Origin of the sequence: Ralstonia sp. 25mfcol4.1, from assembly GCF_900104095.1 — a bacterium.
In the GTDB taxonomy this organism is placed as follows: Bacteria; Pseudomonadota; Gammaproteobacteria; order Burkholderiales; family Burkholderiaceae; genus Cupriavidus.
Genome location: NZ_FNJO01000002.1, coordinates 561649 through 577968 on the forward strand (window position 1 = coordinate 561649; position 16320 = coordinate 577968).

At 64.8% G+C, this 16320-nt stretch carries 16 protein-coding genes; 3 read left to right on the top strand and 13 right to left on the bottom strand.

What is annotated here, in order from left to right; translation table 11 throughout:
• Window positions 1-5 precede the first annotated feature (5 nt).
• A complete protein-coding gene (locus BLQ58_RS05645) occupies window positions 6-1304 on the bottom strand; it encodes a glycerate kinase type-2 family protein (RefSeq protein WP_029051561.1) in 1299 nt (432 codons plus the stop codon).
• Window positions 1301-2374, bottom strand: a complete 1074-nt coding sequence (locus BLQ58_RS05650; protein ID WP_029051562.1) for a tartrate dehydrogenase — start codon at window positions 2372-2374, stop codon at window positions 1301-1303. The genes BLQ58_RS05645 and BLQ58_RS05650 overlap by 4 nt, the downstream gene beginning before the upstream one ends.
• A 120-nt stretch (window positions 2375-2494) precedes the next feature.
• Between BLQ58_RS05650 and BLQ58_RS05655 the strand changes: the two genes are divergently transcribed.
• A complete protein-coding gene (locus BLQ58_RS05655) occupies window positions 2495-3325 on the top strand; it encodes a class II glutamine amidotransferase (protein WP_029051563.1) in 831 nt (276 codons plus the stop codon).
• A 292-nt stretch (window positions 3326-3617) separates the two neighbouring features.
• Here BLQ58_RS05655 and BLQ58_RS05660 read toward each other — a convergent pair whose 3' ends face one another.
• From BLQ58_RS05660 to BLQ58_RS05685, 6 genes are all read right to left on the bottom strand, one after another.
• The gene (locus tag BLQ58_RS05660; protein WP_029051564.1) at window positions 3618-4352 is read right to left on the bottom strand and encodes an amino acid ABC transporter ATP-binding protein; all 735 of its coding nucleotides are present in this window, start codon (window positions 4350-4352) and stop codon (window positions 3618-3620) included.
• Window positions 4349-5032, bottom strand: coding sequence for a glutamate/aspartate ABC transporter permease GltK (gene gltK / locus BLQ58_RS05665; RefSeq protein ID WP_029051565.1), 684 nt, complete (start codon window positions 5030-5032; stop codon window positions 4349-4351). Before gltK ends, BLQ58_RS05660 begins: the two co-directional genes overlap by 4 nt.
• 11 nt (window positions 5033-5043) lie before the next feature.
• Window positions 5044-5772, bottom strand: coding sequence for an amino acid ABC transporter permease (locus BLQ58_RS05670; protein ID WP_092595362.1), 729 nt, complete (start codon window positions 5770-5772; stop codon window positions 5044-5046).
• Window positions 5773-5837: 65 nt separating this feature from the next.
• A complete protein-coding gene (locus tag BLQ58_RS05675; protein ID WP_092595364.1) occupies window positions 5838-6737 on the bottom strand; it encodes a glutamate/aspartate ABC transporter substrate-binding protein in 900 nt (299 codons plus the stop codon).
• 316 nt (window positions 6738-7053) lie between these two features.
• Window positions 7054-8361: a Glu/Leu/Phe/Val family dehydrogenase gene (locus tag BLQ58_RS05680; protein ID WP_092595366.1), complete on the bottom strand. Its 1308-nt coding sequence runs from the start codon at window positions 8359-8361 to the stop codon at window positions 7054-7056.
• Between the two features lie 130 nt (window positions 8362-8491).
• Window positions 8492-9448 carry a LysR family transcriptional regulator gene (locus BLQ58_RS05685; RefSeq protein WP_092595368.1) on the bottom strand — a complete coding sequence of 319 codons (957 nt, stop codon included), beginning with the start codon at window positions 9446-9448 and terminating at the stop codon, window positions 8492-8494.
• A 178-nt stretch (window positions 9449-9626) separates the two neighbouring features.
• On the opposite strand from BLQ58_RS05685, the gene BLQ58_RS05690 reads away from it, so the two are divergent.
• Window positions 9627-10085 (top strand): Lrp/AsnC family transcriptional regulator, encoded by a 459-nt coding sequence (locus tag BLQ58_RS05690; protein ID WP_092595370.1) that lies wholly within the window; start codon window positions 9627-9629, stop codon window positions 10083-10085.
• An 88-nt stretch (window positions 10086-10173) separates the two neighbouring features.
• On the opposite strand, the gene BLQ58_RS05695 is transcribed toward BLQ58_RS05690, so the two are convergent.
• From BLQ58_RS05695 to BLQ58_RS05710, 4 genes are all read right to left on the bottom strand, one after another.
• Entirely contained in the window at window positions 10174-10947 is a 774-nt protein-coding gene (locus BLQ58_RS05695) for an ABC transporter permease (RefSeq protein WP_092595372.1), read from the bottom strand.
• Window positions 10948-10949: 2 nt separating this feature from the next.
• Window positions 10950-11825: an ABC transporter ATP-binding protein gene (locus BLQ58_RS05700; RefSeq protein ID WP_092595374.1), complete on the bottom strand. Its 876-nt coding sequence runs from the start codon at window positions 11823-11825 to the stop codon at window positions 10950-10952.
• Complete coding sequence (locus BLQ58_RS05705; protein ID WP_092595376.1) at window positions 11822-12880, bottom strand: ABC transporter substrate-binding protein; 1059 nt, start codon at window positions 12878-12880, stop codon at window positions 11822-11824. Before BLQ58_RS05705 ends, BLQ58_RS05700 begins: the two co-directional genes overlap by 4 nt.
• Window positions 12881-13052: 172 nt before the next feature.
• Complete coding sequence (locus tag BLQ58_RS05710) at window positions 13053-14945, bottom strand: ABCB family ABC transporter ATP-binding protein/permease (RefSeq protein WP_092595378.1); 1893 nt, start codon at window positions 14943-14945, stop codon at window positions 13053-13055.
• 113 nt (window positions 14946-15058) lie between these two features.
• On the opposite strand from BLQ58_RS05710, the gene BLQ58_RS05715 reads away from it, so the two are divergent.
• The gene (locus BLQ58_RS05715; protein WP_092595544.1) at window positions 15059-15460 is read left to right on the top strand and encodes an acyl-CoA thioesterase; all 402 of its coding nucleotides are present in this window, start codon (window positions 15059-15061) and stop codon (window positions 15458-15460) included.
• A gap of 60 nt (window positions 15461-15520) precedes the next feature.
• Here BLQ58_RS05715 and BLQ58_RS05720 read toward each other — a convergent pair whose 3' ends face one another.
• Window positions 15521-16297 (bottom strand): enoyl-CoA hydratase, encoded by a 777-nt coding sequence (locus BLQ58_RS05720; RefSeq protein WP_092595380.1) that lies wholly within the window; start codon window positions 16295-16297, stop codon window positions 15521-15523.
• Between the last annotated feature and the right edge of the window lie 23 nt (window positions 16298-16320).

Sequence of the window (16320 nt, forward strand, 5' to 3'; positions counted from 1 at the left end):
AAAACTTAGAGAATCAGGATGGCGCGGTAATCGTTCACATTGGTGCGCGTGGGGCCGGTCACCACCAGGTCGCCCACGGCGTCGAAGAAGCCCCACGCATCGTGCGTGTCGAGCTTCTGCCGAGCCGAGACACCGGCGGCTTCGGCGCGAGCCAGGGAATCGGGCGCCAACAGCGCCCCGGCATTGTCCTCGGACCCGTCGATGCCGTCGGTATCGGCCGCGATCGCGTGGATATTGGGCGCGCCGTCCAGTTCGATCGCCAGCGACAGCAGGAATTCCGAACAGCGGCCGCCGCGCGCCCGTTCCGAGGCACCGCTCGGCAATGTGACCGTGCATTCACCGCCCGAAATCAGCACCACCGGCGCGGAGAACGGCGCATTGTACTTGCGAATCTCGCGCACCAGTGCCGCGTAGACACGCGCCACCTCCTGCGCCTCGCCGGTCACGGTATCGCCCAGCAGTACGGGCTGGATGCCCTGGCGGCGGAACTGCGCGGCCGCGGCTTCCAGGCTGCCATGGGCCGTGGCGATCATCCGATTGTCCACGCGCGCGAACAGTGCATCGCCCGGCTTTGGCGTTTCGGCGATCTCGCCGCGTGCGCCGCGATCCAGGTGCGCCTGGACGGTATCCGGCACCTTGGCGCCGTAACGCTTGAGGATCGCCAGCGCATCGGCGTAGGTGCTGGGGTCGGGCACCGTCGGTCCCGATGCGATCGCGCTGGGGTCGTCGCCCGCCACGTCGGACACGATCAGGGTGGTCACCGGCGCCCGGCTGGCCTGCGCGAGCCGTCCGCCCTGAATGCGCGAAACATGCTTGCGCACGATATTCATGTCGGTGATCGGCGCGCCGCAGCGCAGCAATTCGCGGGTGGTGGCTTTCAGGTCAGCCATCGGAATGCCTTCGGCCGGCAGCGACAGCAGGCTCGATCCGCCGCCCGATACCAGCACGATCAGCCGGTCGTCGGGGCCCAGCGACTGCACCCGGGCCAGGATGTCGGCGGCGGCCTGCTCGCCGGCCTCATCGGGCACCGGATGGCCGGCCTCGATCACGCGGATATGTTCGGTCGGCAGGCCGTGCGCGTAGCGCGTGACCACCACGCCTTCGAGCGTGGCGCGGCCGGCGTAGGCCCGTTCCACCGCCAGCGCCATCGACGCGGCCGCCTTGCCGGCGCCCACCACCAGCGTGCGGCCGCCGGCATGGGGCGGCGGCAGGTGGCTGGCGACGATTTCCAGCGGATCGGCAGCCGCGACGGCGGCGCGGAAGCTCTCAAGCAGCAAGGTACGGGGGCAGCCCTGGAAGTTCACAGTGCCTCCGCGATGGCCTGGCCGAGATCGGCCGTGGAGGCGGTTCCGCCAATATCGCGCGTCAGCGGCGCGTGTCCCGGCCCGGCGGCCAGCACCTTCTCGATGGCTTGCAGCACGGCGGCGCCGGCCTCGGCATGGCCCAGGTGTTCCAGCATCATCGCGCCGCACCAGATCTGGCCGATCGGATTGGCGATGCCCTTGCCGGCGATATCCGGCGCCGACCCATGCACCGGCTCGAACAGGCTCGGATAGATCTTGTCCGGATTGATGTTGCCCGACGGCGCCACGCCGATCGTGCCCGTGCAGGCCGGGCCCAGGTCCGACAGGATGTCGCCGAACAGGTTGCTGGCCACCACGACGTCGAACCAGTCCGGGTGCTGAACGAAATGCGCGGTCAGGATGTCGATGTGGTACTTGTCGACCTTCAGGCCCGGGTAGTTGGCGGCCATGGCCTCCACGCGCTCGTCCCAGTAGGGCATCGTGATCGAGATGCCATTGGACTTGGTGGCCGACGTCAGATGCTTTTTGGGCCGTTTTTGCGCCAGTTCGAACGCGAATTTCAGGATGCGGTCCACGCCGTGCCGGCTCATCACCGTTTCCTGCACCACGATCTCGCGGTCGGTGTTCGGATACATGCGCCCGCCGATGCTGGAATACTCGCCCTCGGTGTTCTCGCGCACCACGTAGAAGTCGATGTCGCCGGGCTTGCGGTCGGCCAGCGGGCTCTTGATGCCGGGCATGAGGCGCACGGGCCGCAAGTTCACGTACTGGTCGAACGAGCGCCGGAACTGCAGCAGCGAGCCCCACAGCGACACATGGTCGGCGATCTTCTGCGGCCAGCCCACCGCGCCGAAGTAGATGGCGTCGTACTTGACCAGCGTGTCGAACCAGTCGTCCGGCAGCATCTTGCCGTGGCGCTCGTAGTAGGCGTAGCTGGAAAAGTCGAAGTGGTCCCACTGGAAGTCGATGCCGAAGCGCCGCGCCGCGGCGTCCATGACACGGATGCCTTCCGGCATCACTTCCGTTCCGATTCCGTCTCCGGGAATGACAGCGATCTTGTATTGACTCATGGCTGGGAAGGGCGAGGTGGCGGGGGGCGCGGCGCCCGGCTTGGCAGCATCGGGCACGCGCATGATAATGTCTGCATTCTATTGCAAAGCGGCAGCCCCCTGCCGCACGGTGCCCTTGCCATGTGCCAGCTGCTAGGCATGAACTGCGCCACGCCCACCGACGTGACGTTTTCCTTTACCGGCTTCGCCGCCCGCGGCGGCGTGACAGACCATCACGCCGACGGTTTCGGCGTGGCGTTCTTCGAGGACAAGGCCTGCCGGCTGTTCATCGACAACCAGTCGGCCGGTACGTCGCCGGTGGCCGACCTGATCAAACGCTATCCGATCAAGTCGAAGAACGTCATCTCCCATATCCGCAAGGCCACGCAGGGAACGGTGCTGCTGGAGAACTGCCACCCGTTCATGCGCGAGCTATGGGGCCGGCACTGGATCTTTGCCCACAACGGCGACCTGAAAGGCTTCACGCCGTTCCTGTCCGGCGTCTACCAGCCCGTGGGCGATACCGACAGCGAACTGGCCTTCTGCACGCTGATGCAGGGGCTGAGAAAGCGGTTTCCTGGGTCGCAGCCGCCGCTCAACGAGCTGGGCCATGCCCTGGCCGACATTACCCGCGATATCACGCTGCATGGCGTTTTCAACTTTTTGCTATGCAACGGGCAGGCGCTGTTTGCGCACTGCTCCACGCGGCTGTACTACATCGTGCGGCAATGGCCGTTTTCGAAGGCCCATCTGATCGATGCCGACCTGTCGATCGACTTCTCGCAGGTCACCACGCCGGACGACCGCGTGGCGGTGATTGCCACCGCGCCGCTGACCGACAACGAGACGTGGACGCAGTTTGCCCCGGGCGAACTGATCATGTTCGAGGACGGCCGGCCCACCATGACCTGGACGGTGCCGATCCCGCCCGAGGTACAGGCGAAAAACGCGGCCAATACGGCGTGTACTTGAACTGCTTGCGTGTCCGCGAGCTGCCCTCACGATTGAGGGGCTGCTTGTTGTTGGATGGCCAACGCCGTCGAACACGCCCAAGCGGTGACAGATGGTGAGGTCTTGGGTCCCTCTCCCCTCAAGGGGAGAGGGTGCGGGAGAGGGGTGGGCTAACAACGAGCCACGCTGAGCGAAGCCGTCGGTTTGTTCCGCACGCAAGCCCCGGAGAAGGCTGTCGGTTTTGCGCCCCCTCGCCCGCTTCCCCAACCCCTCTCCCGCGCAGCGGGAGAGGGGAGCAAACCAGCGGTCTGCTTCAGTGGTGCAGGATCTTCGACAGGAACTGGCGGGCGCGTTCCGAGCGGGCGTCGATGTTGCCGAAGAACTCTTCCTTCGGACAGTCTTCGACGATCTTGCCGGCGTCCATGAAGATCACGCGGTTGGCCACCTTGCGGGCGAAGCCCATTTCGTGGGTCACGCACATCATCGTCATGCCTTCCTGCGCCAGCTGCACCATCACGTCCAGCACTTCATTGACCATTTCGGGGTCAAGTGCCGACGTCGGCTCGTCGAACAGCATGCAGATCGGATCCATCGACAGCGCACGGGCGATGGCCACGCGCTGCTGCTGACCGCCCGACAGCTGGCCCGGATACTTCGAGGCCTGGCTCTTCAGGCCCACGCGTTCCAGATACTTCAGGCCCTTGGCCGTCGCCTCTTCCTTCGAGCGGCCCAGCACCTTCATCTGCGCGATGGTCAGGTTCTCGGTGATCGACAGGTGCGGGAACAGTTCGAAGTTCTGGAACACCATGCCCACGCGCGAACGCAGCTTGGGCAGGTTGGTCTTCGGATTGCCCACCGACGTGCCGTCCACCAGGATGTCGCCCTTCTGGAACGGTTCCAGCGCGTTCACCGTCTTGATCAGCGTCGATTTGCCCGAGCCCGACGGGCCGCACACCACCACCACTTCACCCTTGGCGACCTTGGTCGTGCAGTCCGTCAGCACCTGGAAGGCGCCGTACCACTTGGAAACGTTATTAATTTCGATCATACGGCCACCTTTTTCTGATAACGCTTGACCAGCAGCGAAGCGGAGAAACAAATGATGAAGTACACGAGGCCGGCGAACAGCAGCATCTCCACGATGCGGCCATCACGCTCGCCAATGCCGTAGGCCTGGCCGAAGAAGTCGGCCAGCGCGCTCACGTAGACCAGCGACGTATCCTGGAACAGGATGATGCCCTGCGTCAGCAGCAGCGGCACCATGTTGCGGAACGCCTGCGGCAGCACCACCAGGCGCATGGTCTGGCCATAGGTCATGCCCAGCGCCTGCGCGGCGAACATCTGCCCGCGCGACACGCTCTGGATACCGGCGCGGATGATTTCCGAGTAGTACGCGGCCTCGAACAGCGAGAACGCGATCAGCGCGGACGTCATGCGCAGGTCGGACGCGGCGTTCAGGTTGAACACCTTCTGCAGCAGCTGCGGGATGATCAGGAAGAACCACAACAGCACCATCACCAGCGGGATGGACCGGAACAGCGTCACGTACCCCTGCGCGAACCAGTTCAGCGGCTTGCTCGACGACAGGCGCATCATCGCCAGGATCGTGCCCCAGACGATGCCGACGATCACCGCGGTCACGGTGATCTTCAGCGACACCATCATGCCCTCGCCAAGCACGTGGATGGTCGATGCGTTGATCGAGCTGAAATCGAATTCGTATGCCATGTTCCAGCTCCTTACTTGCCGCCGATGAAGCCCGGCACGCGGGTACGGCGTTCCACCCAGCGCATCAGGAACATCACCGTGAAGTTGATCAGCGCGTACAGCAGCGTGACCGCGATGAACGATTCATACGGGCGCGCGGTGTAGTCCACCAGCTGGCGGCCTTGCGCAGCCAGTTCCAGCAGGCCGATGGTCGACGCCACGGCCGAGTTCTTGAAGATGTTCAGGAATTCGGACGTGATCGGCGGCACGATGACGCGGAACGCCATCGGCAGCAGCACGTGGCGATACGTTTGCGACAGCGTGAAGCCCATGGCCAGGCCGGCGTTCTTCTGGCCGCGCGGCAGCGAATTGATACCCGAGCGCACCTGTTCGCAAACCCGGGCGGCGGTGAACGTGCCCAGGCAGATCATGGCGGCCAGGAACTGCTGGGTGAACGGGTTCATCTGCTTGATGGCCTCGCCGCCGGGCAGCAGCTCGGGACCGACGAAGTACCAGATGAACAGCTGCACCAGCAGCGGAATGTTCCGGAAAATCTCGACGTACGTGGCGGCGAACCCCGACAGCCACTTGTTCGGCACGGTGCGCAGCACACCCAGCACGGAGCCGATGACGAGCGCGATCACCCACGACGACAGGCCCAGCGCGATCGTGACCTTGAGACCGGAAATCATCCAGTCCAGGTACGTCTCGTTGGAGGCGGCCTGCTCGAGGAAGACTCCCCAGTGAAAAATGTAATCCATAGTGCGTCCTCAAAAAGAAACGGAAGGACTGCTCCTTCCGTTTCGCACTGCTCCAATCACGCAGATCAGTCGAGTGCCTTGTCGTTCGGGTTCTTGAAGAGCGCCTTCATGTCTTCGGACAGCGGGAAGTCCAGGTTCAGGCCCTTCGGAGGCACCGGCTGCTGGAACCACTTCGTGTACATCTGGTTGATCGAGCCCTCCTTCATCAGGCCGGTGATCACCTGGTCGGACAGCTTCTTGAACGGCACGTCGTCCTTGCGGATCATGCAGCCATACGATTCACGCGACTGCGGCTTGCCCACCACGATCCAGTCGTTCGGGTTCTTGGCCTTGGCGCGCTCGCCGTACAGCAGCGCGTCGTCCATCATGAACGCCACGGCGCGGCCCGATTCCAGCGTCAGGAACGACTGGCCATGGTCCTTGGTGCTGATGATGTTCATGCCCAGCTTCTGGTCGTCGTTCATCTTGCGCAGCAGGCGCTCCGACGTCGTACCAGCCGTGGTCACCACGTTCTTGCCCTTCAGGTCGGCCCAGTCCTTGATGCCGCCGTCCTTCTTCACCATGATGCGCGTGCCGATGATGAAGATGCTGGTGGTGAACGATGCCTGCTTCTGGCGCTCGAGGTTGTTCGTCGTCGAGCCGCACTCGATGTCGATCGTGCCGTTCTGCAGCAGCGTGATGCGGTTCTGCGAGGTGATCGGGATTTCCTTGACCTGCAGGTTCGGCAGCTTCAGCTGGTCCTTGATGGCTTCCACGATCTTCATATTGATATCGTAGGAATAGCCGACCTGGCGCACACCGCCCAGGTTGTAGTTGAACGGAATCGAAGAGTCCCGCACACCCAGCGTGATGACACCCGTATCCTTGATCTTCTGCAGCGTACCCGTCAGCGGCTCGGCTGCCTGTGCGCTCGCGCACAGCATGCCTGCCGCAATCATCAGGCCGGCCAACTTGGCAACATTCATAACATCTCCTTGACCATGAAGAGAGAAAGGCGCGACTGTAACAGACAGTCCCGCCGGCGAAACAGTATTGCTTAGCTCGTCACCCAAGACAACGGGTTTTTCCCCTAACTGGTGCCATTCCAGGCAGTGTTTCGCGGCAATGCGCCAAAATGAGACACAACTGCGAACGTCGGATTGCAAGTTTCGGGAAGGGACGCCAACAGAAAAAAAAAGGCGACCGGAACAAGTCCGGTGGCCGTTTCTCAGTGAATCAGGATGGGCGCCAGATTTGCTGCGTTGCAGCAGCACTGGCGTCCCGTTCCTTGACCCGCCTGCATCATGGATACAGACCGCGCATTTCGCGCGCCTGCAGGATCCGCGAGCAGGCGACGATGAACGCGGCCGTACGCAGCGTGACCTTGTTGTCCTGGGCAACCTGCCAGATCGCCCGGAAGGCCTCTTGCATGATTCGTACCAGGCGCTCGTTGATTTCCTCTTCGGTCCAGAAGAAGCTGGAGAAGTCCTGCACCCATTCGAAATAGGACACCGTCACGCCGCCGGCGTTGGCGATCACGTCCGGGCAGACCAGGATATTGCGCTCGCGCAGGATGTCGTCGGCCTGCGGGGTGGTCGGGCCGTTGGCGCCCTCGATCACCAGCTTCGCCGTGATTTTCGGCGCGTTTTCGGCCGTGATCTGGCCTTCCAGCGCGGCCGGGATCAGGATGTCGCAGTCCACTTCCCAGAACTGGTCGCCCTTGATGACTTCGGCGCGATAACCCTCGATCGTGCCGCTGTGCGATGCGTATTCCATCATCGCCGGCACGTCCAGGCCCGCCGGGTCGAACAGCGTCGTGCGGTGGTCCTGCACCGCCACCACCTTGGCGCCGGCCTCATGGAACAGCTTGGCGGCCACGGCGCCCACGTTGCCGAAGCCCTGCACGGCCACGCGCGCCCCCTTGACGTCCATGCCCAGGTTGCGGGCGGCCTCGGAACCCACGACGAACACGCCGCGGCCGGTGGCTTCGTGACGGCCCAGCGAGCCGCCCAGCGAGATCGGCTTGCCGGTCACAACGCCGGTGGCCGTGCTGCCCGAGTTCATCGAGTAGGTATCCATCATCCAGGCCATGACCTGGGCGTTGGTGTTCACGTCCGGCGCCGGAATGTCCTTGGTCGGGCCGATGATGAGGTTGATTTCGCTGGTGTAGCGGCGCGTCAGGCGTTCCAGTTCGCCTTGCGACAGCGTGCGCGGATCCACGCGGATGCCGCCCTTGGCGCCGCCGTACGGCACGTTCACGGCCGCATTCTTCACCGACATCCACGCGGACAGGGCCATCACTTCGGACAGCGTCACGTCCTGGTGAAAGCGCACGCCGCCCTTGCCCGGACCCCGCGACAGGTTGTGCTGCACCCGATAGCCCTCGAAGTGGGCGATGGTGCCGTTGTCCAGTTCGATGGGTACGTCGACGATCAGCGCACGCTTCGGGCGCTTCAGGGTTTCAACCCAGCGTGCCAGCGAGCCCAGGTAGGGCGTGACACGGTCGACTTGCTGCAGGTAGATGCCCCAGGGACCGAGATTGTCGGCGTTCAGGTACGAAGGCAGGGCGTGAGCATTGGAGACGTTTTGCGTCGGTGCTGCGGAAGACATCGTTGGTTTCCGAGTGAAGGTGACACGGAGCATATCGGCGCCCCCTTCCCCGAATCCAATGCCGTTTGCTCATCCGCCACACGACCGTTATGCAAGACTTGCATAACGTTGGCGCACCGGCCAGGCCCTTTCAGGTGGTCGTTGATGGGGCAACCAGTGTCGCCCATACCTTGTCCACAAGCTGGCGCTTGCGCCGTAGCTGGCTGCCGCGCCGTTCGCCGCCGTCCGCCGGACGCTCGCGGTAGAGCCGGATTTCCATGTCGATCGATTGCGGCAGGCCGCGCGCGGCCTCGGCCCGCACCAGGCGGCCGGCGGCGACGTCCTCGCGCACCGTGCTTTCTGGCAGAAATGCCATGCCGTGGCCCGCCAGCGCCATGACCTTGAGCGCCTCGGCCATATCGGTCTCGTAGCATTTGTCGAGCTTCAGCGAATCGGTGGATTCAGCCAGCAGCATGTCCACCATGCGACCCAGAAACGCATTGGGCGTGTAACTGAGGAACGGCACCGGCTTCTTGTCGGTGCCCGGCAGCCGAAACAGCGGACGGCCCGTGGCGTCGGGCACGCTGTACGGCGACAGCCGTTCCGTGCCCAGTACCAGCATGTCGTAGTGCGCCGGATCGAGCTGGATGGCCTGACGCGGATGGTGGTACACCATCACGAGGTCGCAGCCGCCTTCCACCAGCATCAGCACCGCATCGTGGACGTTTAGCGCGCGCAAGCGGCATGGCAGCGTGCCCAGCTTGCGCTCCACCCCTTTAAGCCATTCCGGGAAGAACGTCAGCGACAGCGTGTGGGGCACCGCGAATTCCAGCACCTGCGCGTTGGCCGACCGCTGGCCGCGCATCAATGCGCGCGTTTCGCTGACCTGCGCCAGCATCGCCAGCGCCTGTTCGTAGAACACCTTGCCGGCCTCGGTCAGGCTGGTGGGATAGCTCGACCGGTCGATCAGCTCGGTGCCCACCCAGGCCTCCAGCGACTGGATCCGCCGGGAGAACGCTGGTTGCGTGACATGCCGCAGTTCCGCCGAGCGCGAGAAGCTGTGCGTCTCGGCCAGGCTGACGAAGTCTTCAAGCCATTTGATTTCCATGGCGCGGATTATCGCCTGCCGGAGCAGCGCCGGCGCAATTGGCAAAAAAATTCCAGAAAGTCGGCATTTATTGGAATGCTCTTACAATATACGGCGACCTGGGACGTCGTCAGCTGACATCCGCCCTGCCAGGGTGGCCAGCCGCTGGCGCCCACCACCCTTACCGGACCTGACAACGATGGACCGCTATGACCGCCAGATCCTGGGCATCCTGCAGGAAGATGCCTCCGTACCCGTTGCCGACATCGGCGAACGCGTCGGCCTGACCTCCACGCCCTGCTGGCGCCGCGTTCAGAAGCTGGAAGAGTCCGGCGTCATCCGCAAGCGCGTGGCGCTGCTCGATGCCGCCAGGCTCAATGTGGGCGTGACCGTCTTTGTCTCGATCCGCACCAGCCAGCACAACGTGAAATGGCTGAAGACCTTCCACGACCTCGTGGCATCGATTCCGGAAGTCACCGAGTTCTACCGCATGGCGGGCGACACCGACTACCTGCTGCGCGTGGTGGTGCCCGACATCGCCGCCTATGACGCCGTGTACAAGAAGCTGATCCAGGGCGTGGAACTGGCCGATGTCAGTTCCAGCTTCGCGATGGAGCAGATCAAGTACACGACGGCGCTTCCGCTGGACTACGCCTAGCGCCTCGGGACGATGGACGGCCGGGGCGAGTCGCCCCGGCGTCCAGGACGCTAGGTCGGCCCATGCGCCGGCGAGACGGCCGCGGCGATCAGCCCCGATGCGCCCAGCCGGTCATCCGTTTCTCCAGCACGGCGAACAGCTCGTACATGACCATCGCCATCACCGCGATCACCACCAGGCCGGCAAACGCCAGGGGCATCTTCATCGCCGATCCGGCCGACACCAGCAGATAGCCGATCCCTTCGTTGGCCGCATTCATTTCCGACACCGTGGTGCCCACGAACGCCAGCGTGATGGCCACCTTGAGCGACGCGAAGAAGAACGGCAGCGCGCGCGGCAGGCCCACCTTCAGCAATACGTCGCGCCGCTTGGCGCCCAGCACACGTAGTACATCCTCCAATTCGGGTTCCAGCGTGGCCAGCCCCGTGGCGATGTTGACCATGATCGGGAAGAACGAGATCAGGAACGCGGTCAGGATGGCTGGGCCGGCACCGAGGCCGAACCACACCACCAGGATCGGCACGAAGGCCGCCTTGGGCAGCGCGTTGAATGCCGTCATCAGCGGGTACGTGGCCGCGTAGGCCAGCCGTGACGAACCCATCAGCATGCCCAGCACCACGCCCACCACGATGGCCACGCCGAAGCCGACCATGGTGGTCCAGAACGTGCGCCACGCGTGCCCGGCGATCACCCCGGCGTACTCGACCAGCGACGTCACGATCGACGACGGGCTGGGCAGGATGAAGTCGGATACGTCGAAGACCAGGCACGCGCCCTGCCACAACAGCAGGCAGGCGCCAAGCAGGATCCAGGGGGCGACGCGCTGGACGCGCTTCGCCTGGAGAGAGGACATCGTGGTCATGTTCAGGGCCGTCCCGCGTTGTCAGAGTGGTTGCCAGGCTTGTGGCCGATCTTCTCGCGCAGTTCGTGCACGCGTTCGGCAAACGGTTCGGTATAGGTGATGTCCAGCGGGCGCGGACGCGGCAGGTCGATCTCGCGACGGAGCACGATCCGCCCCGGGCGCGCGCTCATCACGTAGACGGTGTCGGCCAGGAACACGGCCTCGCGCAGGTCGTGCGTGACGAGGATCACGTTGAAGCGTTGCGCCTGCCAGAGATCGCGCAGCACGCACCAGAGTTCCTCGCGCGTGAAGGCGTCGAGCGCGCCGAACGGCTCGTCCAGCAGCAGCATGCGCGGCTCGTGGATCAGCGCGCGGCAGATCGACGCCCGCTGCTGCATGCCGCCCGACAGTTGCCACGGATACTTGTCCTCGTAGCCGGCCAGGCCCACCGTCTTCAGCAGCGCGCGGGCGCGCTCCACATATTCGGCGCGCTTCTTGCGCATGGTCGACCGGTACGGCTCGACGATCTCCAGCGGCAGCATCACGTTGTCGAGCGTGGTGCGCCACGGCAGCAGCGTGGGCGCCTGGAAGGCCATCCCCACCTGCTTGAGCGGCCCCGTCACCTTGGCACCGTTGATGCTGACTGCGCCGCGCGTGGCCGGCCGCAGCCCCGTGGCCAGCTTCATGAACGTGGACTTGCCGCAGCCCGACGGGCCGACGATGGCGATGAATTCGCCTTCGCGCGCCTGCAGCGAGATATCCTCGACCGCGAACTCGCCGCGGCGGGCCAGTTCGTCGTCGTAGGCCAGCCAGACGCGGTTGAAATCGACGAACGGCCTGGCCGGCTTGTCGCCGACCGGGGTGCCCGAGGCGGGCATCAGCGCTTCGCGTGCCATCATCGCAATACGTCCAGTTCGGCGGCCGAAGGCAGGTAGGCGTCGGTCCAGAGCGCATCGGGATTGATGCGGCCCTTGGTGCCGAACGCGTCGGCCACCTGCGAGGCCATCAGCGACAGGCGCGGCTTGCTCACGCGGCCGAAGCCTTCGGCCTTGGCGTCGGGCGACTTCACCACGCTGTCCAGCGCGATCTTCAGGCGGCGGACCTCCAGCTTCTCGTCGATGATCCCGTCGCGCGCCTTGACGGCCTTGACGCCATCTTCCGGCCGCGCGATCACGTCCTTCGCCGATTTCGCGAACGCCCGCAGGAAGGCCTTCACGGCCTCGGGGTTGCTCTTCAGGAACTGTTCGGACGCGATGATCGCGTTGCCGTAGAGCTTCACGCCGTACTGCGGGTACGACAGCACCACGATGTCCTCGTCCTTCACGCCGCGCGCGTTCAGGTTCAGGATCGACGTGAACGAGAAGCCGGTGATGGCGTCAAGATCGCCGCGCGCCAGCATGGTCTCGCGCAGCGTGGGGTCCATCGCCTGCCAGTTGAATGCGCCGGCCTGCAGGCCGTTGGCCTTGGCGAAGATCGGGAAGGCGCGGCGGCCGGCATCGAACACCGGGGCGCCAAGCTTCTTGCCGGCCAGATCCTTCGGCGCCTTGATGCCCGACTTCTTCAGCGCCAGCACGGCGGCCGGCGTGTTGTTGTAGACCATCATCACGGCCACGGGGCGGTTCTTCGCGTCGGGATTGTTGCCGTAGAACTCCATCACCGACGCCAGGTCGGCAAAGCCCATGTCGTACGTGCCAGAGGCCACGCGGTTGACCACGTTGCCCGACCCGTTGCCGGCGTCAATGGCCACGTCCAGCTTCTCGGCCTTGTAGTAGCCCTTCTGCTCGCCCAGCAGGAACAGCGCCGACGGGCCTTCGAAGCGCCAGTCGAGCTGGAAGCGGATCTTTGTGGCGGCCTGCGCCTGCGCGGTGCCTGCGCAGAGTGTCGACAGCACCATCGTGGTGCCCAACGCGGTGCACAGCTTCAGCAAATGACGGCGCACGGGGGATTGCGGCATGGACCTTCTCCAGTAGTTGATCTCTCTGGAGGGGGCTTTTCGCAAGGGACGTGCCAGCTTTTCACCATCCCCTCATGCACCGGCACGAGGCGTGCGCGCGGTGCATTGACGAACCATGATTGTGCGCGGCCCGCTGTCGGCAGCCGTTGCCGACAGCAATTGTCGACAATCGTCAGGCGTCCTGCGTGGCGTCGCCGACCTCGATGTCGCGGGCGTCGGCATCGGGCGAACCCTGCGCGGCGTTGCGCGCCTGGATCTGCCACATCTCGGCGTAGCGGCCGTTGGCACGCATCAGGTCGGCATGGGTGCCGCGCTCGACGATGCGCCCGTGGTCCATCACCAGGATCTGGTCGGCGTGGACGACGGTGGACAGCCGGTGCGCGATCAGCAGCGTGGTGCGGTTCTGCGCCAGCCGCATCAGTTCGGCCTGGATGGCCTGTTCGGTGCGCGAGTCCAGCGCCGAGGTGGCCTCGTCGAACACCAGGATCGGCGGGTTCTTGAGCAGCGTGCGGGCGATGGCCACGCGCTGCTTCTCGCCGCCGGACAGCTTCAGGCCCCGCTCGCCCACCGGCGTGTCGTAGCCCTGCGGCAGTTCGCGGATGAAATGGTCGATCTGGGCAGCCTGCGCGGCGGCGATGACTTCCTCGCGCGTGGCCTCGGGCCGGCCATAGGCGATGTTGTAGTAGATGCTGTCGTTGAACAGCACGGTGTCCTGCGGCACGATGCCGATCGACGCCCGCAGCGTGGACTGGCGCACGCGGCGGATGTCCTGGCCGTCCACCTCGATGTCGCCCTGCGTCACGTCGTAGAAGCGAAACAGCAGCCGCGCCAGCGTGGACTTGCCCGATCCGCTGTGGCCCACCACGGCCGTGGTGGTGCCGGCGGCAATCGTGAAATCCACATCGTGCAGGATCACGCGATTCGATTCGTAGCCAAAACCGACGTGGCGGAAGCGTACCTCGGCGCCCTTGACGCGCAGCGGAGGGGCGTCGGGGCTGTCGGCCACCTCCTGGTTGGTGCCCAGCAGCACGAACATGCGGTCCATGTCGGTGGTGGCCTGCTTGATCTCGCGGTAGATCACACCCAGGAAGTTGAGCGGGATGTACAACTGGATCATCAGCGTATTGACCAGCACCAGGTCACCCAGCGTGAGCTTGCCCGCCGCCACGCCCACCGTGGCGCGCCACAGGATCAGGATCAGGCCCGTGGCGATGATGGCCTGCTGGCCGAAGTTCAGGAACGACAACGAATTCTGCGAGCGGATGGCCGCCGCGCGGTAGGTGCGCAGGTTCTCGTCGTAGCGGCGCGCCTCGTATTCCTCGTTGCCGAAATACTTGACCGTCTCGAAGTTCAGCAGCGAGTCGATGGCCTTCTGGTTGGCGCGCGAATCCAGTTCGTTCATCTTGCGCCGGAAGCGCGTGCGCCACTCGGTCACGACGATCGTGAACGTGATGTAGCCCACCAGCGCGCACAGCGTGATGGCCGCGAACCAGATGTCGTAATGCAGGAAGAAGAAGCCGATGACCAGCGACATCTCCACCAGCGTCGGCAGGATGCTGTACAGCGAGTACGAAATCAGCGACTGGATGCCGCGGGTGCCGCGCTCGATGTCGCGGCTCATGCCGCCGGTCTGCCGCTCCAGGTGAAACCGCAGCGACAGCGCGTGCAGGTGCCGGAAGACTTGCAGCGCGATCTCCCGGACCGCGCTCTGCGTCACCTTCGAAAAGAGGATTTCACGCAACTCGGTGAACAGTGAGCCCGACAGCCGCAGCACCCCGTAGGCAATGATCAGGCCGACCGGCACCACCAGCAGCGCCGTGACGTCGCCGGGCTTGATGTCCATCGCGTCGACGAGCTTCTTCATCAGCACCGGCACGCCCAGATTGGCCACCTTGGCAGCCACCAGGCAGGCCAGCGCCAGCATCACGCGCCACTTGTAGTGCCAGACGTAGGGCAGCAGGTTGCGGACGGTCTGCCAGTCGCTGCGGGGCGCACCGGCGCCCTTGAACAATGCATTGGCCGGCTCGGCGGGGGCGGGCTCGGCGGTCGTGGAATAGCGGCGCATACGTTAGAATTCGTGCCAATGCCGCGATTGTCGCAGAGATCGCCAGGTACGGCAGACCGCCGCCTTATTGCCTTATGAATTCCCCGTATTTCCCGCTCTCATCGATCGCCGACATGTCCACTTCCTCCCCCCTCTCCGAACTGCCAGCCGGCAAGAACCCAGCCCTGCGTGTCGTGCCGATGCCCGCCGACGCCAACGTGCACGGCGACGTGTTCGGCGGCTGGATCATGGCCCAGGTGGACATTGCCGGCTCGATTCCGGCGGTGGAGCGTGCCCAGGGCCGCGTGGCCACGGTGGCGGTGAACTCGTTCCTGTTCAAGCACCCGGTGTTCGTGGGCGACCTGGTCAGCTTCTACGCGGACATCGTCAAGACGGGCCGCACCTCGATCACGGTCTCAGTGGAGGTCTACGCGCAACGGATGCGCCACAGCCACGAGATCGTCAAGGTAACGGAAGCCACGCTGACGTACGTGGCCACCGACGAAAGCCGGCAACCGCGCGTGTTGCCGGCCTGATCGGGCCGATGGGACGGGTTGGATTCCCCGCTCCCGAAAGACGGGAGCGGGGAGCACGCCTCAGTCGAACTTCGAGAAATCCGGCTTGCGCTTTTCGAAGAACGCCGTGAACGCCTCCTTGGCTTCCGGGGCCACCAGCATGCGGCGAAACACCTCGCCCTCTTCGGCCATTTTCTTCTCGATGGTCGCCACATCGTCCCCCTTCATCAGCCGCTTGGTCTCGCGCAGTGACGACGCCGGCAGCGCCGCCAGCTTCGCCGCCTGCTGGCGCACGTAGTCCGACAGCTCCGCCACGGGCAGCACCTTCGTCACCAGCCCGATCGCGAATGCTTCCTGCGCGCTGAATGCCTCGCCCAGCAGCAGCTTCTCGGCGGCCCGCTGGTAGCCGACCAGTCGCGGGAGCAGCAGGCTCGACGCGGCCTCGGGGCACAGGCCGAGCTGCGCGAACGGCAACGACAGCTTGGCGGTGTCCGATGCGTAGACCAGGTCGCAATGCAGCAGCAGCGTGGTGCCGATGCCCACGGCCGCGCCGCTCACCGACGCCACCACCGGCTTGGTGGCATGGCTGATGGCGTGCAGGAACTGGAACACCGGCGGCTGGGCGCCGTCACTGCCCTGCGTCGGCGGACGCTTCATGAAGTCCTCCAGATCGTTGCCGGCCGTGAAGATTTCGGGCTTTCCCTCGATCACGATCACGCGCACGGCGTTATCGGATTCGGCGGCGCGCAGTGCGTCGGCCATGGTCTGGTACATGGCGGCCGTAATGGCGTTCTTCTTGTCGATGCGATCGAAACCAATGGTCAGGATGCCCTGGTCGATGCGGGTGGCAATGCTCATGTCTTCCTCGTCTCGGTCGTGAT

Coding starts and splice junctions, on each gene's coding strand:
- BLQ58_RS05650 (WP_029051562.1), bottom strand. CDS start 2,374: ATGAGTCAATACAAGATCGCTGTCATTCCCGGAGACGGAATCGGAACG.
- BLQ58_RS05655 (WP_029051563.1), top strand. CDS start 2,495: ATGTGCCAGCTGCTAGGCATGAACTGCGCCACGCCCACCGACGTGACG.
- BLQ58_RS05660 (WP_029051564.1), bottom strand. CDS start 4,352: ATGATCGAAATTAATAACGTTTCCAAGTGGTACGGCGCCTTCCAGGTG.
- gltK (WP_029051565.1), bottom strand. CDS start 5,032: ATGGCATACGAATTCGATTTCAGCTCGATCAACGCATCGACCATCCAC.
- BLQ58_RS05670 (WP_092595362.1), bottom strand. CDS start 5,772: ATGGATTACATTTTTCACTGGGGAGTCTTCCTCGAGCAGGCCGCCTCC.
- BLQ58_RS05675 (WP_092595364.1), bottom strand. CDS start 6,737: ATGAATGTTGCCAAGTTGGCCGGCCTGATGATTGCGGCAGGCATGCTG.
- BLQ58_RS05680 (WP_092595366.1), bottom strand. CDS start 8,361: ATGTCTTCCGCAGCACCGACGCAAAACGTCTCCAATGCTCACGCCCTG.
- BLQ58_RS05685 (WP_092595368.1), bottom strand. CDS start 9,448: ATGGAAATCAAATGGCTTGAAGACTTCGTCAGCCTGGCCGAGACGCAC.
- BLQ58_RS05690 (WP_092595370.1), top strand. CDS start 9,627: ATGGACCGCTATGACCGCCAGATCCTGGGCATCCTGCAGGAAGATGCC.
- BLQ58_RS05695 (WP_092595372.1), bottom strand. CDS start 10,947: ATGACCACGATGTCCTCTCTCCAGGCGAAGCGCGTCCAGCGCGTCGCC.
- BLQ58_RS05700 (WP_092595374.1), bottom strand. CDS start 11,825: ATGATGGCACGCGAAGCGCTGATGCCCGCCTCGGGCACCCCGGTCGGC.
- BLQ58_RS05705 (WP_092595376.1), bottom strand. CDS start 12,880: ATGCCGCAATCCCCCGTGCGCCGTCATTTGCTGAAGCTGTGCACCGCG.
- BLQ58_RS05710 (WP_092595378.1), bottom strand. CDS start 14,945: ATGCGCCGCTATTCCACGACCGCCGAGCCCGCCCCCGCCGAGCCGGCC.
- BLQ58_RS05715 (WP_092595544.1), top strand. CDS start 15,059: ATGTCCACTTCCTCCCCCCTCTCCGAACTGCCAGCCGGCAAGAACCCA.
- BLQ58_RS05720 (WP_092595380.1), bottom strand. CDS start 16,297: ATGAGCATTGCCACCCGCATCGACCAGGGCATCCTGACCATTGGTTTC.